General features: G+C 61.6%; 10 protein-coding genes. 4 read left to right on the top strand and 6 right to left on the bottom strand.

Annotation, left to right across the window (positions count from 1 at the left end; all coding sequences use genetic code 11):
• Window positions 1-96: 96 nt before the first annotated feature.
• From RCO31_RS31070 to RCO31_RS31060, 3 genes are all read right to left on the bottom strand, one after another.
• On the bottom strand, window positions 97-1,005 hold the full coding sequence (locus RCO31_RS31070) for an amidohydrolase family protein (protein ID WP_308972218.1): 909 nt from the start codon (window positions 1,003-1,005) through the stop codon (window positions 97-99).
• Between the two features lie 8 nt (window positions 1,006-1,013).
• Window positions 1,014-1,991 (bottom strand): tripartite tricarboxylate transporter substrate binding protein, encoded by a 978-nt coding sequence (locus RCO31_RS31065; RefSeq protein WP_308972217.1) that lies wholly within the window; start codon window positions 1,989-1,991, stop codon window positions 1,014-1,016.
• A gap of 93 nt (window positions 1,992-2,084) precedes the next feature.
• Window positions 2,085-2,984 (bottom strand): isocitrate lyase/PEP mutase family protein, encoded by a 900-nt coding sequence (locus RCO31_RS31060; RefSeq protein ID WP_308972216.1) that lies wholly within the window; start codon window positions 2,982-2,984, stop codon window positions 2,085-2,087.
• A gap of 108 nt (window positions 2,985-3,092) precedes the next feature.
• On the opposite strand from RCO31_RS31060, the gene RCO31_RS31055 reads away from it, so the two are divergent.
• Window positions 3,093-4,049 carry a LysR family transcriptional regulator gene (locus RCO31_RS31055; RefSeq protein ID WP_308972215.1) on the top strand — a complete coding sequence of 319 codons (957 nt, stop codon included), beginning with the start codon at window positions 3,093-3,095 and terminating at the stop codon, window positions 4,047-4,049.
• A 14-nt stretch (window positions 4,050-4,063) separates the two neighbouring features.
• On the opposite strand, the gene RCO31_RS31050 is transcribed toward RCO31_RS31055, so the two are convergent.
• On the bottom strand, window positions 4,064-7,303 hold the full coding sequence (locus RCO31_RS31050; protein WP_308972214.1) for a CHAT domain-containing tetratricopeptide repeat protein: 3,240 nt from the start codon (window positions 7,301-7,303) through the stop codon (window positions 4,064-4,066).
• Window positions 7,304-7,610: 307 nt separating this feature from the next.
• Between RCO31_RS31050 and RCO31_RS31045 the strand changes: the two genes are divergently transcribed.
• Window positions 7,611-7,805, top strand: coding sequence for a hypothetical protein (locus tag RCO31_RS31045; RefSeq protein WP_308972213.1), 195 nt, complete (start codon window positions 7,611-7,613; stop codon window positions 7,803-7,805).
• A gap of 580 nt (window positions 7,806-8,385) precedes the next feature.
• Window positions 8,386-10,635, top strand: coding sequence for a DUF2235 domain-containing protein (locus RCO31_RS31040; RefSeq protein ID WP_308972212.1), 2,250 nt, complete (start codon window positions 8,386-8,388; stop codon window positions 10,633-10,635).
• Between the two features lie 24 nt (window positions 10,636-10,659).
• On the opposite strand, the gene ggt is transcribed toward RCO31_RS31040, so the two are convergent.
• Together ggt and RCO31_RS31030 are read right to left on the bottom strand one after the other, a co-directional pair.
• Window positions 10,660-12,363 (bottom strand): gamma-glutamyltransferase, encoded by a 1,704-nt coding sequence (gene ggt / locus RCO31_RS31035; RefSeq protein WP_308972211.1) that lies wholly within the window; start codon window positions 12,361-12,363, stop codon window positions 10,660-10,662.
• 154 nt (window positions 12,364-12,517) lie between these two features.
• Entirely contained in the window at window positions 12,518-13,732 is a 1,215-nt protein-coding gene (locus tag RCO31_RS31030) for an ABC transporter substrate-binding protein (RefSeq protein WP_308972210.1), read from the bottom strand.
• Between the two features lie 165 nt (window positions 13,733-13,897).
• Here RCO31_RS31030 and RCO31_RS31025 point away from each other — a divergent pair, with 165 nt between their 5' ends.
• Window positions 13,898-14,638: an IclR family transcriptional regulator gene (locus RCO31_RS31025; protein ID WP_308972209.1), complete on the top strand. Its 741-nt coding sequence runs from the start codon at window positions 13,898-13,900 to the stop codon at window positions 14,636-14,638.
• The last annotated feature ends 28 nt before the right edge of the window (window positions 14,639-14,666 follow it).

Genomic DNA, 14,666 nt, shown 5'->3' with positions numbered 1-14,666 from the left:
TTTATGGATCAGAAATTCGCACGATGGACTAGCGGCAACGATGGCGCGAATTTCTGATCCACGACACTAGTCCCGAGTGCAAACCTACTTCACGCTTTAGAAGCCGTATAGCTGTGCCGGATTGTCGACGAGGATCTTGTCGACGACGCTTGCATTGCCGGCGCATGCGGCGAGCTGTTCAAGCAGCGCCGCCGTATCGAGCGGGCGGTAGGCAATTGCCGGCGCAGCTGCGCTCTGGGCGTGGCCGTGGCTTGCCGTATGTGGCCAGTCCGTGCCCCATACGACGCGATCGGGATTGGCATCGATGAGAGTTTGGATAATCGCACTGCCGTCGGCAAAATCGGGCTCCTGCCCAGACACGCGATAGACTCCCGATAACTTGACCCAGCATCGGCCGCTCGCGAGCAGATCACCCAGTGACGCCAGCCCGGCCTGGGCCGGCCCTTCCGACGCCTGGGCAAGACCCATGTGGTCGATCACAATCGGAACGGACAGCGTCCGCAAGCATCGGTTCAAACGCTCGATCACGGCCAGATCGGTGAAGACCTGCACATGCCACCCGAGCCTGTCGATGCGCTTGGCAGTGGTGGCAATGAGATCGGCGATCTCGTCGCTGTCGTGCAGGCCACGACTGGCGGCATTTATCCGCACCCCACGCGCCCCGCGGGCGTGCATGTGATCCAGCTCGTCGTCAGCTATCCTCGTGTCGATGCCGACGACCGCTCGGGCCGACGGGCCGAACGCGGCCACGGCGTCGAGAGTGCATGAGTTGTCCGTGCCATAGGCGCTCGGCTGTACAACGACAGCACGCGTAAGATGGAGCGCCGCGGCGACTTTGCGGTATTGATCCAGAGGCGCCGCCGGCGGCGTATAGGTGCGGTTCGGCGACAACGCATAACCAATCTCGAAGACGTGCATATGGCAGTCGGTGGCGCCGATCGGGACCATCATCCTCACCGGGCGCGGATCTGGAAACGACACCTGAGATGCAGCCTGGGTTGCCATGCGAACACTCAATTCATCTGCACGCCGCTTATCTTCCCGATCTCGCGGTAGTTCTCCGCCTCCGCCCGAATGAATTGCGCGAACTGCTCGATCGACATCGGCTCGTGACGCAGGCCGAGCTCGGCGAGCTTCTGGGCCACGTCCGGCAGTTGCACGATGCGATAGATTTCGTCGTGCAGCTTGTTCAGTACATCCGGCGGCGTTCCGGCCGGCGCCATGACACCGTACCAATTGGTGATCTTGAGGCGTTGGAATCCAAGCTCAGCCATGGTCGGAACGTCCGGCAAGCCCGGATCCCGCTGCGGAGTCGTGACCGCGAGCGCCCGCATCTGTCCGGACTTCAGATAGGCCGTGACCGAAGACAACGCGTCGAAATTCATGTCGACGTGGCCTGCCAACAGATCGACGATCGCAGGGCCACTGCCCTTGTAAGGGATATGCAGGAACTTGCCGCCGCTTTCGATGCGCAGCATCTCGCCGGCCAGCTGATTCGTGCTGCCAACCCCAGGCGACGCAAAGGAGACGCCGTTGCTGCGGCTCTTCGATAATGCCACCAGTTCGGCGACGGTCTTCGCCGGCGTCTCCGGGTTGACGACGAGGACATTGGGTACAAATCCAATATAGGCCACCGGCGCGAAGTCCTTGACCGGATCATAGGGTGGTCGCGACATCAGCGCCGGCGCAATCGCGTTGGAATTGACGTGGCCCATCAACAACGTGTGGCCGTCAGCAGGGGATGTGGCGACGAAAGCCGCGCCGACGGTGCCGGTTGCACCCGCCTTGTTCTCGACCACGAACGTCTGGCCAAGCGACTCCGACAATTTCTGCGCCAGCAACCGGGCGACGATATCGGTGCCTCCGCCGGGCGCGAAACCGACCACGATGCGCACGAACCTGGATGGATAGGGTTGTGCTTGCGCCTTGGCCTGCACGATGCCTGCCTGCAGGACCACCAGCAAGGCGATCATCCACTTGCATTGCAACATCGAGCGTCTCCCTTGATGTGAGCTGAGTTGACGGCTTGAGCGCGCTCAAGCTGGATTCGCGAGGGTACCGCGGCATGACGGAACCGCACGCCGTCATCCCCGCTTCCGGTGTCCTTCTGCGGTCTGCTCCTCGATCTCATAGTATGCTGTGAGATCGATGAGATCCTCGACCTCCTGGCGCGCCGCCACCCATTCGCTGTTGGTCATGTTGGTGACCTGACCGGTTTCGCGCAGTTCGGTCAGCACCTTCTTGTGATAGTGCAGCGCGCTGCACAGCACCACCTGCGCTTCGATACAGGCCACATAGCCCATGTCCTGCAGATCCTTGCGGCTGAAGATCGGGCGTCCGTCGCGATTGCCGCGGCTTTGCACGTAGACGAGCGGCAGGCGGCTCCGGCGCGGAGCCTCCTCGGCGTCCTTCCGATGCCGGGGAAAGAGCAGGCCCAAATCAGCCCCGACATCGGCGGCGCGGTTGAGCCGCGATACGGCCTCATCGAGCCCGAGTTCACGGCAGGTGTCGGTGCGGGCAATAATCACGAAATCGGGGTCGAGTTCGTCCCGTTGACGGATCGCATACTGGATCTTGTCGGCGAACTCCTCGACCGGGACGCCGTGCACCACGTATTTGTGATAGTGCGCGCGCTTGGGATAAAGTTGATCTTCGATGTGAATGCCGGCGACACCTGCGCGGATGAACTCCCGCACGGTCCGCATGGTGTGCAGCGGTTCGCCGAAGCCGGCGCCTGCATCGGCGACCACTGGCAGCTTGACGCTGCCGGCCACGTCCGCGGCCAACTTGACCTGCTCGGTCATCGTCAATAGCGGCTCCGTTACAGCCATCGAACCGCCGGTCACGTAACCACCGACATACGCCGCTTCGAAACCAAGCGACTGCACAAGCCGGCCTGTGAGCGCGTCGTAAACCGAGGGCATGTGCAGAAAAGTCTTGCTGCGCAAAAGGTCGCGGAGACGGGTTGTGGCACGCTCTTGCATTTGAAAACTCCGCTTGCGGTCGTCAGGCACCGGAAATCTGGAGTTCGCGACCCATAAAGTATAGTGATATATTCTTATATATCGATTACTTCTGGATATACACGATCCATGCCTCCAACCGACCAGCACTTGCTGGCGCGCCTGCGATTTCGTCACCTGCAGCTTATCGCGGAGATCGAGCGCACCGGCAGCTTGAGCAAGTCCGCCGAATCCCTCAATCTCACTCAGCCCGCACTAAGCAAGGCCTTGAAAGAAATCGAGGCGATGCTGGGCTTTCCGCTCTTCAACCGTGGCGCACGCGGCCTGCAAAAGACCTTGCAGGGCGAAATCGTCATGCACGGCGCCATCCTGCTTTTGCGAGAACTGCAGCACCTGCACGCCGAAGCGCAGTTCGCAGGACCGGACGGCAGAGTGGCCGGCATCCTGCGCCTGGGCGCGCCCGCCTTCCTTTCGGTCAGCCTGCTGCCGCGCGTCGTTGCGCGCCTCGCGGCGGCCTCGCCGCCACTGGCCGTCAGTCTCAGCGAAAACAATGTACCGGGTCTGATCCAGGAGCTGCTGGACGGCACGCTCGATGCGCTGGTCACCGTCTACAATCCGGAGGCGATGGCAATCACCGCCGGACGGGGCGTGCGTTTCGAAAGGATCACTGATGAAGAGTACGTTGTCATCGCAACCGCCGCGCATCCACTCGCACGGTCACGCAACGTGTCGTGGCAAACACTGACGGCCGAGCAATGGGTGTTGACGCGCCGGCCCTCGCTGGCGCGCAATTTCGTGGAGGACAGCTTTCGGAGACACGGGTTGGAACCGCCCCTGCCGCTGTGCGAGACCGATTCACCGGTGACGAGCGCCCGCATGGTCGCCGAGGGCGTGGGCGTGAGCAGCGTTCCGGTTTCAACGGCCCGCGAAGCCGAGCGCAACAACCGCGTCCGCCGAATCCGATTACAGGCCCCACAACCCAGCGCGATGCTGGGTCTGGTCTACCGCAGTGTTGCGGTGAATCATCCGCGCATCGGGTGCTTGCGTGACGCAATGCGCCAAGTGAGCGGCACGCAACGCCGCTAAAGCGCTCCTACCAGCTAGCCCCCACCCTCGCCGACGACGACAAACGGCGCCCAGTTGGCCGGATCGGCCATACGGCCGCCCTGATCGATCAAAGTCAGCATGGCGCGTTGCAGCGCTTCGGCGCGTCCTATGCCGGGGCGACTGCTCATGGCCGCGAAGGTATTCGTGACAAGCTTTACCGTCGCTTCGCTGTCGACATACCAGTGCGATACAAGCAACGCACGCGAGCCCGCGTAGAAGAAGGCCCGCGCGAGACCTGACAACGTCTCGGTATCAAGCTTGTCGCCGGCGGCCGTGTTGCAAGCCGACATGATCACCCAGTCGGCATCGAGTTTCAGCTGCGCAACCTCCGACGCCGTCAGAAGGCCATCATCTTCCTCGCTCGCACGTTGCGGCGGCGTGAGCAGCAATGCCGGCTCGGCCGCGGCCTGCGCCACGTCCTCGCTTTCGCTCGCAAGCAACCCGTGCGTTGCAAAGTGCAGGTAGCGCGTGCGCCCGAGTTCGCCGGTGACCGAGAGCGCCTTGATCTCGCGTTCCGTCGCGCTCTCTCCGAGGCGCACGGCACTCAGCGGCGCGCCAAGCAGTTGCGCCGCGGTGCACAGTTCATCGGCCGTTTCCGGAAGCGGCGGTTGGTGCCGCAATGCCTCGACATTGGCGCGCCGGCCTCTCTGTGCCGGGGACGCAGGGGCACGGCTGGCGACACTGACTTCGTGTGGTGCCCCTTCCTGACAGGCTTGCCTTGTCCACGCCCTGCGATCGTTTCCGTCGGATCCTGACAACAGTGGATTGCCGAAGCCAATGAAGGCCTGGCCCGCCGGACGTTGCTGGGCAAGCGAGCGCAACGCTTTGAGGCTGGCAACGGAAGGCAGCACGCTGATGGCGGCACGGCGCGCCAGCCAATCTACCGAGCGATAATCGTCCACGGACTTGCCTGCGGGCGGGCTTGCGACCAGCACATGAAGCGGAATGCTGGTAAGCGGCCCCGCCGCAACGACGAAAAGATGCTTGTTTTTCACCAGGTCTTCGACCGGGCTGAACAGCGCGCTGTACAGTTCGTGCGCGCGCACGAGATCGAACGGTTTGGCCGTTTCGATATTCGCCGTCCCCACACTCCGAAGCAGATTTCTGCACCGCTGCGCACCGGCCCCCGTCCAGGCGCCGTCGCGATCGAGCCCGCAGCGCAGGGCGGCCACCAGTTCGTCCAAGGCCGTCGCCGCGAGCGGTATTCTAACCCAGCGGTCCGCGCCCTGCGTCACCGCCCAGAGATAAATGTCGTCCTTGGTCGGGACAAACAGCAGCAGGGCCTCGTTCGCACGAAGCAAACCGACGGCGTCATCGAGAGAAACCGGAGCAGCGCTGGTCAGCGCCACGTAATCTGGAAACTCGACATCGAGTGCGGCATCGATGTCCTTCATTCGGCGCGCGATGCCGTTTATGCGTTCGCGCAGCTCCGCCTGTGCCGCGGATCCACGCTGCTCCATCGGCTGAGACAATAATGCGATCATGGCACGGTCCGTGGCGACGGCCTGCTCCGCCAGATCCTGACGCTCGCGCACCAGTTCACCAAGCTTGCCGCCTCCAGCGGCAAGGCGTGCCGACATGCGCGAAACCGCAGCGCCAGTTCGCGCACCGGTCACCCACTGCGCCTTCTCGAAAGCGTCCGCGCGCAGTTTCGCGCTGGCAGCATGGGGAGCGTTTTCGGCAGCATGATAGGCCGCCGCGATCAACCCGCGGAAAGTGTCCGCGTTGCTTCGGAAATCGCCCGACCGACTTTCGCCTGCGCCAGCTCCTTTGCGCTCGATCAGAATTGCGCTGGCGCGCGTGAACGCCGCATGCGCATCCTGCCATCGTCCGAGATCACGATAGTGGGATGCAAGATTGTGCAAGGTGATGGCGAAATCAGGATGGCGGTCGCCGAGGGTCGCCTCTTGAATAGCCAGCGCCCGCCGCAGCAACGGCTCGGCCTCATCGTGCCGTCGTAGATCATCCAGCACGACAGCAAGGCGCTCGAGGCTGCGCGCGACGAGCGGATGTCGACCGTCATATGCTTTCTCACGAATGGTCAGCGAGCGGCGGGCGATAGGCTCCGCTTCCGCAAACCGGCCCTGTCGTTCCAGAACGATGGCGAGATTGTCCAGCGCGATGGCCACGGATGCGTGTTCAGAATCGAACTGTCGCTCCCGGATCGCCAGCGAGCGACGCAGGAGGGTTTCGGCTTCGCCCGCCCGGTCCTGCGCGCCGATGGCGTCGGCGAGATTGTTCAACGTCGCTGCGACCTCAGGATGGTCGCGACCGATCGCCTTCTCCTGAATTGCCAGGGCTCGCTTGAGCAGGCCTTCCGCCTCGCTCGCACGATCCTGACGGCTGAATGTGATCGCGAGATTATTGAGACTCTTCGCCAAATCAGGATGGTCAGGCCCGAGCGCCTTCTGCGTGATTTCAACAACGAGGCGATGCAGATTTTCGGCCTGTGAATACTTGCCTTGACGCAGATAGAGATCGCCGAGGTTGTTCAACGAAGCACTGACGTAGATGCTTTGGGGGCCGAACTGCCGCTCCTGGATGGCGACAGCTTCGCGGAACTGGCTTTCGGCCTCAGTCAGGCGCCCCTGTTCCTTACAAACTTCGGCCAAGTTGTTGAGCGCCACTGCGACCTGGATGTGCTGCGGTCCGAGCGCCTTTCTTAAGCCTGCAAGTGCCTGCTGAAAGAGCTTTTCGGCCTCGGCGTGACGCGCTTCGAAGTAGCGCACACGGCCAAGGCTCAGCAACGTCATGGCGGTATCGGCATGCTCGGGCCCGAATTTGCGCTGCCGGATGCTGAGCGTGCGCTGCAGATATTGATCGGCCTCGCGGTAACGCGAGCGCTGGATCGACACATTGGCGAGACTCGCAAGTGTTGCGGCTACATCGACATGCTCCGATCCGAGCTTCTTCTCGCGGATGCGGAGCACGCGTTTCAGGACCGGCTCCGCCGCATCCAGCTGGCCTTGCAGAACAAGAAGCTCGGCCAGCGTGGACTGTGCCGTTGCTGCGAGCGGATGCTCTTTGCCCGCAAGCTTCTCTGCCGAGGAAACCAGTTGCCGCGCCAGGGACGTCGCCTCGGCGAACTGGCCGGCCTTCGCAAGGTCGGTGATTCGCTGCATGAGGCCTGGCAAGTCAGCCGGGCGCTGGGCTTCGCCGGGACGCGCCAGGCAAAGGAGAAGCAGCAGCGCGATCACGACTCGCGCCAGGAGACTGCCGTGCTTCGGCTGCATCGAGATGCTCCGCTCATTGCTGGACGCCATGACGCTCAAGGTGCGGAAACGGTCCATCAGGGATATGACAAAAACCATGTCAGCCCTAGCGGTTATCGCTCACGCGAAGCGCGGAACGAGCTCCGCGCCAGATTGCTGGTCCCACACCACCGGACGCAACACTCCAAGGCCCGGCACGGAACCTCCAAAGCGACTCATTTGCAACACTCACAACATTGAATTGCTCAAGCGCCAGTCTCGCCCCATTCTCTTCAACTTCTGTCGAGACGATCCGCCGGCCAAAACAAGAAGAATGGGAGTGCATTCGGTGGACGCGCGATTCGAGGCCTTTCCTGATCCCCTGGACAATTGGCTTATCTGGGATCTGCACGACAGCCATTTTGCTTTGCTGGGCGAAAGGCTTGCAGTCGGGCTCTCTGAACAAGAGGCGAACTCGATCTGCGTCCTATTGAACTACGTCTCCTCGCCGGCAGAGAAGGCGCGCCGGGTCGCCGTGGCATAACGGCATTCCGCCGCCAGGCTCGTATAACAGCCAGCGTCGTCTCAACCCGAATCGCTACGAACCGCCGTGGCGATGAGGAGGTGGGCTGACTTTATATAACGTGGGGTCCGCAGACCTCAGATCGGAACGTTAGCGGACGTTCTGCACACATTATTCGCATTATTCGCACGCCTTGAGTGCGTCAGGGCTGTGCGCAGCCCGGCCTGCGGCACAAGGGCATCTGCTTCAGATTATTATTATGCGGTCGTACGGTAGCGTCCCGTGCTTATACAACAGGCGCCTTGCCTGCGGCCGATTGTCCGGGCGAACGCGTCTGCCAAATGCACCGCAGTCGGCCCGCTTCCCGAGTTGATAAAGGTCGCCCGCTACAGAATTAGTTATCCACAACCATTGCAGCCATACCGATCTTGGGAGAACTTGCGGGCACGGACGAACGCTGGGCAGAGCGCGACCCGTGGGGCTCAGGTCATCGGCAAATTGAACCGTGGAGAGACCGCGAAGAACCAATTCTTCGCGGCCGTCCCGCCCCGTGGCCAGTCATTTCTGAGCAAGCGAGCGCGGCCGCCGGTTAGGGGGAGCGATGGCTGAGCGCATAATTATTCTGTCGGACGGCACCGGCAATGCCGCCTCGAGCGTCTGGCGAACGAACGTATGGCGGGTTTTCCAATCCCTTGATCTGCGCGCCGATACGCAGGCCGCCAAGTACGACGATGGCGTCGGGACATCGTCCTTCGTACCCTTGGCGCTTCTTGGTGGCGCATTTGGATGGGGCCTCAAACGCAACGTGCTGGACGCGTACAAGTTCATCTGCCGCAACTATCGCAGTGATTCCAAGCTGTATCTGTTCGGATTCAGCCGCGGCGCGTTCACCGCGAGAGTGATCACGGGTTTTGTGCTGAGCCAGGGGCTGGTGAAGGCCGAGACCGAAGCCGAGTTGCACGACCTGGCTCGCAAAGCCTACCGCGCCTATCGCGCCGGCGGATATCATTCACTGTGGCGAATTGAGATACCATTCCGCCATCTGCGGGACGCCTTCGTTCGCATCTGGGATGTGTTGCGCCGCCGAAAGCGATACGACAAGGCCAACAACACGTACGTACCATCCATTGAATTCCTGGGCCTGTGGGACACGGTCGCAGCCTACGGCCTGCCGATGGACGAAATGACGCGGGGCGTGAGCGACTGGATCTGGCCGCTGCACTTCCCCGACCGCGTGTTGAACGAACGCGTGCGCTATGCGCGCCACGCGATTGCTCTCGACGACGAGCGAACGACCTTTCATCCAGTCCTGTGGACGGAAGAGAATGAGCCGGCGCCTCCCCAGGCGCCTTACTCGATCGACAACGAACGCATCGTTCAGGTCTGGTTCGCCGGAATGCATGCTAACGTCGGCGGCGGATATCCAGACGATGCGCTCGCGTTTGTGCCGCTCTATTGGCTGGTGGAAGAGGCAAGAAAGCGCGGACTGGAGTTCAAGTCTGCGCCGGATGCCGAGCCGGACACGACGAAGTTCATTGCATCAAGCCAGGATAAAGATGGCCGAATGTACAACTCACGTTCCGGCCTCGGCGGCTATTACCGCTATGGCCCCCGCAAGGTCTTCGACCTGTGCAACGATCCCGATGCCGGCGTTAAGATAGATATTCCAAAAATTCATCATAGCGTATTCGGCCGCATCGACAGCGGCGCCAATTCCTACGGACCGATCGGGCTGCCGGAGAAATACGTCGTCGTTCATGACGATGGCACCGTGACGCCGCCCCAATTCGAGGCACCTCAAGAGGTGGTCAACAGGCACACCGCGCAGGAGCGCCTCTGGAACTATGTGTGGATGCGGCGCGGCGTCTATTTCCTGACACTGGCCGCCACCTTCTATCTCGTGCTGTTTCCATTCATTCACGACCGCAATGCGGAGCACGAATTCGAAAGCCCGATTCGTCTTGTTTCGGAGTTCATCCGCCTCGTCGGTTCTTTCATTCCAGAATCGCTCCAGTGGTGGCCCAGCTGGTATGCAGGAAATCCCGAACTTTTTTCGATTGGCGTCCTCGCGCTTACCGCTCTTCTATTGCTTGGCGGGCGCCTGCAGGCATCCATCAAGGATTCCATGCGGCGCATCTGGGCGTCACACGGCAGCATCAGCCCGGTATCGGCAAGCGCGATACAGCATGCCATCTACCGTTTCCGGACCTGGAGCGTGTATCGATGGATCATACGAACAGGACGGCTTCGCGTGCTGCCGTTCCTGTTTGCTGCGTGCGGCGCAGTCGCAGTCCTGGGCTTCGCCAGTCATTTTCTCTTCAATGTCGCCGACGCCATGGGCGCGGTCTGCAAGGGCACGGAGGAGAGCAAACTCGTTCAAATCAATCTCGGCATTCCACAAGCCGCGCTTCCGTTCGATACCAAATCGCTATGCGCGCCGACGGGACTGAAGGTACGAGAAGGCTATCGCTACGAGATTGTCCTCACCGTGGACAAGCCATGGAGCGACGACGATGTCGCGACGAGCCCAATCGGCTACACGTCCGCGTCGCAACCGTTCCGTTGGTATCTGCCGGCAATCCTTCCGTTGCGACGTATTCTCTTCCGGCGCTGGTACATGGCCGTGGCGCGCATTGGGGAAACGGGGGTCGATGAGTACTTCCTCGAACCCGTGCCGGTTCGCGATCCAACGATTGACGCCTATCGTTCCGCTTTCATCGCAAGGAGGTCAGGCGAAGTGTTTCTCTATGTGAACGACGCCGTCATTGCCGTCCCGGGGTTGATCTCGGCATTCTATAAGAAAAATGCTGGCACGGCACGAGTTACCATCAATCTCGCCAACAGGCCCTGACCAAGCTCCTGATGCGAACAGTATTTACGATTGCCGCATGGACGGACGGCGCGGATCCGGCCAGAACGAGGTGTTGGCGCGTGCCAGTCCGCCCCCCATCCCCGCCGCTACGCCATCGGCACGCCAGCACGCTGCGCCTGTCATGGCCCCATCCGGCGCGAAGGTGATCGCGCACATGCCGCCGCCGACATGATCGACCGGGACGACATCATGTCCTCGTGCAGCGAGTTCGCGGCGCACGCTTTCCGAAAACCCACGCTCGATCTCGGCTTCGAGGCCCCAGCTGAAAACCCGTGGCGCCTCGACGACTTCCTGCACGCTCATGCCATGATCGACGATGTTGAGCACCGCTTGCAGCACGCACGACGGAATACGGTGCGCGCCTGGAAGCCCCAGCGCAAACAACGGCTTGCCATCCTTCTTGCCGATCAGCGCCGAGATGCCGCTGGTGATGCGCTTGCCGGGCATCAGCGACAACGCCAGCCCGGGATGCGGATCGAACAGGAACATGTAGTTGTTCGGAATGATGCCGGTTCCCGGAATCACGAGACGTGCGCCGAAGAGACTGTTGATGGTCTGAGTCGAGGTGACGATGTTGCCGTCACCATCCGCAATCGTGACATGCGTGGTGTTTGCAGACTCATTTGACAGCACTTTCGAGGCGTAGGTGCCCGCGCGCTTTGGGTCGATTTCCGCGCGACGCTGTTTCGCATAATCCTTGGAGATCAGCTTTTCGATCGGGACATCGACAAATGCCGGATCGGCAGTTGCCGCACGACGGTCCGCCGCGGCAATCTTCAGCGCCTCGATCACCAGATGCAGCGTTTGCGGCGTACCAAATCCCGAGGCGCGGATGTCGTAGGCTTCCAGGATGTTGAGAATCTGGATTGTGTGCACGCCACCTGAGCACGGCGGCGGAGGTCCAATGATCTCGACGCCGCGATAGGTCCCGCGCACCGGCTTCCGCTCGATGGTCCGGTAGTTGACCAGATCCTCCAGCCTGATGAAGGAGCCGGCTTCTTCGAGCTTGCCAGCGATGGTTCGCCCGAGTTCACCGCCGTACACGACGCCTGGACCGGACTGCGCAATCGTGCGCAACGTTGCGGCGTAGTCGGATTGAATGAGCCGGCTGCCCGCCTGAAGCGGCTTGCCATCCGGCAGAAAGATCGCAGCGATGGCTCGATCAGGCGCCAGATCCGCTGCAGTCTCTTCGATGCAGGTGGCCAGATAGGGCGTCACCTCAAAGCCGCGCACCGCGTGGCGGATAGCCGGCTCCATCAGCGTCGGCAGGTCGAGCTTGCCGAAGCGCTGTGCAATCTCGCACCATGCCATCAGATTGCCCGGAACTGCGATCGCTTTCGGGCCCACGCGATTGGCGCGCCCCTCCGTCTCCATGTAGTCGGGCCAAGTATCGGAGACCGGCGTGTAGCTGTCCGGCCGCGTCATCGCCGGTGCCGTGGCGAGACCATCGATCACCAGTTCGCGGCCGTCGGCCAGTCTGATCACCGCCACACCGCCACCGAAGATACCGACCATCATCGGCTCGACCACAGTCAGCGTAAACAGTGCCGCCACCGCAGCGTCAATGGCATTGCCGCCCTGCGCCATGATTTCCAGCGCCGCTGCAGACGCCAGCGGATGATTGGTCACCGCCATGCCACGGGACGCGGACACGGGCGTCTTCTCGCAATCGAACGTGCTGGTCGTCAGATCTCGCCATCGTCCCATGGGCGTGCACGTCTCCTGTGGCGTCTGTCGCTACCGATCCCCGCAAAGCGGCGACAATGTGCGCTACCACGCGGAGCAGTCCCGCGGAAGACAGTGCGATCGCAAGCCGGCGTGTCTCATTGGCGAGGCTTCGACGGTGGAGCCGATCGGTCGCCTATTTGACGAGCGGGCAATCGCCTTCCTTCAGCGGCCGGAATGCTTCAGCTCCTGGAATCGTCGAAATGATCTTGTAGTAGTCGAAAGGCTTCGTCGACTCTGCAGGCGTTTTGACCTGCACCAGCATCATGTCGTGAACAACGCGGCCGTCCTGGCGCAGCGATGTCCTGCCAAACAGCGGATCCTCGAACGTTCCCGCCTCACGCATTGCCTTGACGACGGCGGCACCGTCCTTCGGCGATCCGACCTTTGCCACCGCCTTCAGGTACGCCAGCGCGGCAGAATAAGCGCCCGCCTGGTTCATCGACGGATATCGCCCCTTGTTGGCTGCCGCAAAACGCTCACCGAAGCTCCGCGTCTTTTCGTTGAGGTCCCAATAGAACGCCGTGGTCAATTGCAGGCCTTGTGCAGTCTTCAGGCCGAGAGAGTGGATGTCGGAAATAAAGAGCAGCATTCCTGCCAGCTTCTGCCCACCCTGAATGATGCCGAACTCCGACGCCTGTTTGATTGCCTTGATCGTATCGCCGCCGGCATTGGCGAGCGCAATGATATCAGCGCGGGATGCCTGGGCCTGAAGCAGATAGGAAGCAAAATCATTCGAGTCGCTTGGATGCTTGACGCTGCCGACGACCTTTCCCCCGTTGGCGCCGACCACCGCCGACGCGTCCCGCTCAAGGGAATGTCCAAGCGCGAAATCCGCCGTGATGAAAAACCAGCTCTTGCCGCCACTCTTGGTGATAGCATCCGCCGTGCCATGCGACAGCGCCCAGGTGTCATAGGTCCAGTGCACGGAATTCGGCGTGCAGGCCTTTCCTGTCAGGTCCGACGTGCCCGATGCGGTGAACAGCGCGACCTTGTTCAATTCCTGAGCAAGCGGTGCGATCGCAAGCGAGATGGCGCTGGTGGGTAAGTCGACCAGCGCATCGACCCCTTCGGTATCGAACCATTTGCGGGCAATGCCTCGCGCAATGTCCGGCTTATTCTGCGCGTCAGCGGCGATGACCTCGACCTTGAATTTGTCGGCGCCCGGCAGCTTGTTGAAATCCTCGACCGCCATCCTGGTGGCCTCGTAGGCGCCCATGCCGCCAATGTCCGAGAAAATACCGGACATATCGGCCAGCACGCCGAGCTTGATCGGCGTCTGGGCCGAAGCCACCGAGCTCAGACCGCCCAACACCCCCACGAGGGTCAATAAATATTTGAAAGTTCTCATGAATCCATCCCATCGCGTTGCCGGCGGCAGATCCGTTGCTCCAGCAAAATTCTTGTTTATGAATTCATGAAACGTGGTTATGAATTTTGAGTCAAGGGAATTGCTCCGCGTCCGACGGCGCGGCGTGTCGAAGCCGCGGCATCTAATGGAGAAAAGCGGGCGCATATGCTGGTCAGGCAAGCCGCCAACGTGCTCGAGTTGATGGAGTATTTCGCGCGCCGAAGGCGGCCGGCGACGCTCGCCGAGATTGCCGACGATCTCGGCTGGCCGCGCTCCAGCACATTCAATCTCGTCGGCACCATCGCCGAGAAGGGTTGGCTTTACGAACCCCGCGCCCGCAGCGGCTACTATCCTACGCCGAGGTGGCTCACTCTGGCGCGCGCCGTTGCCGATGCTGAACCGCTGCCGGATGCAGCGTATGCGCTTGCCTCCGATATTGCCGACAAGACCGGGGAAACGACGGCAATCGGCGCATTGGCAGGGACCGATGTCGTGTTCCTGCATGTCGTCGAGTCGACGCAGTCCGTGCGTTACTTCGCCCAGGTCGGAGATCGCGTGCCGGTCTATGCGAGCTCGGTCGGTCGCGCGATTCTCGCACAGCATTCGCCGGAAGAGCGGCGTGCGATCTATCGGAAAATCAAGTTCGAGCAGTTCTCAGAGACGACGCCGATGAGCGTCGATACGATCGAGGCAGAGCTACGGCAGGCGGCCAACCGTGGTTACCATCAGAGTTCGTCGGAATACATCGCCGATCTTGCAGGTGTCTCGCTGTCGCTGCCACTCGGCTCGCGGCAATTGTCGATCGTTGTCGCCGGTCCGACCTCACGCTGTCTTGAGAGAAGACCGGTAACCGCGGCGATCATGCAAAGCGCGCTGCAACAGTTCGTCCCCGGCCAAGACAATTGACCCTCGGGTTGCTCAGCGCTCCACCGCG

Source organism: Bradyrhizobium sp. LHD-71, assembly GCF_031157255.1.
In the GTDB taxonomy this organism is placed as follows: domain Bacteria; phylum Pseudomonadota; class Alphaproteobacteria; order Rhizobiales; family Xanthobacteraceae; genus P52-10.
Note: the sequence above shows the minus strand (reverse complement) of the source record. Positions and strands in the feature narration are given on the sequence as shown.

Excerpts from the sequence above, each read along its gene's own strand:
- RCO31_RS31070 (WP_308972218.1), bottom strand. The coding sequence starts at position 1,005 with ATGGCAACCCAGGCTGCATCTCAGGTGTCGTTTCCAGATCCGCGCCCG.
- RCO31_RS31065 (WP_308972217.1), bottom strand. The coding sequence starts at position 1,991 with ATGTTGCAATGCAAGTGGATGATCGCCTTGCTGGTGGTCCTGCAGGCA.
- RCO31_RS31060 (WP_308972216.1), bottom strand. The coding sequence starts at position 2,984 with ATGCAAGAGCGTGCCACAACCCGTCTCCGCGACCTTTTGCGCAGCAAG.
- RCO31_RS31055 (WP_308972215.1), top strand. The coding sequence starts at position 3,093 with ATGCCTCCAACCGACCAGCACTTGCTGGCGCGCCTGCGATTTCGTCAC.
- RCO31_RS31050 (WP_308972214.1), bottom strand. The coding sequence starts at position 7,303 with ATGCAGCCGAAGCACGGCAGTCTCCTGGCGCGAGTCGTGATCGCGCTG.
- RCO31_RS31040 (WP_308972212.1), top strand. The coding sequence starts at position 8,386 with ATGGCTGAGCGCATAATTATTCTGTCGGACGGCACCGGCAATGCCGCC.
- ggt (WP_308972211.1), bottom strand. The coding sequence starts at position 12,363 with ATGGGACGATGGCGAGATCTGACGACCAGCACGTTCGATTGCGAGAAG.
- RCO31_RS31030 (WP_308972210.1), bottom strand. The coding sequence starts at position 13,732 with ATGAGAACTTTCAAATATTTATTGACCCTCGTGGGGGTGTTGGGCGGT.
- RCO31_RS31025 (WP_308972209.1), top strand. The coding sequence starts at position 13,898 with ATGCTGGTCAGGCAAGCCGCCAACGTGCTCGAGTTGATGGAGTATTTC.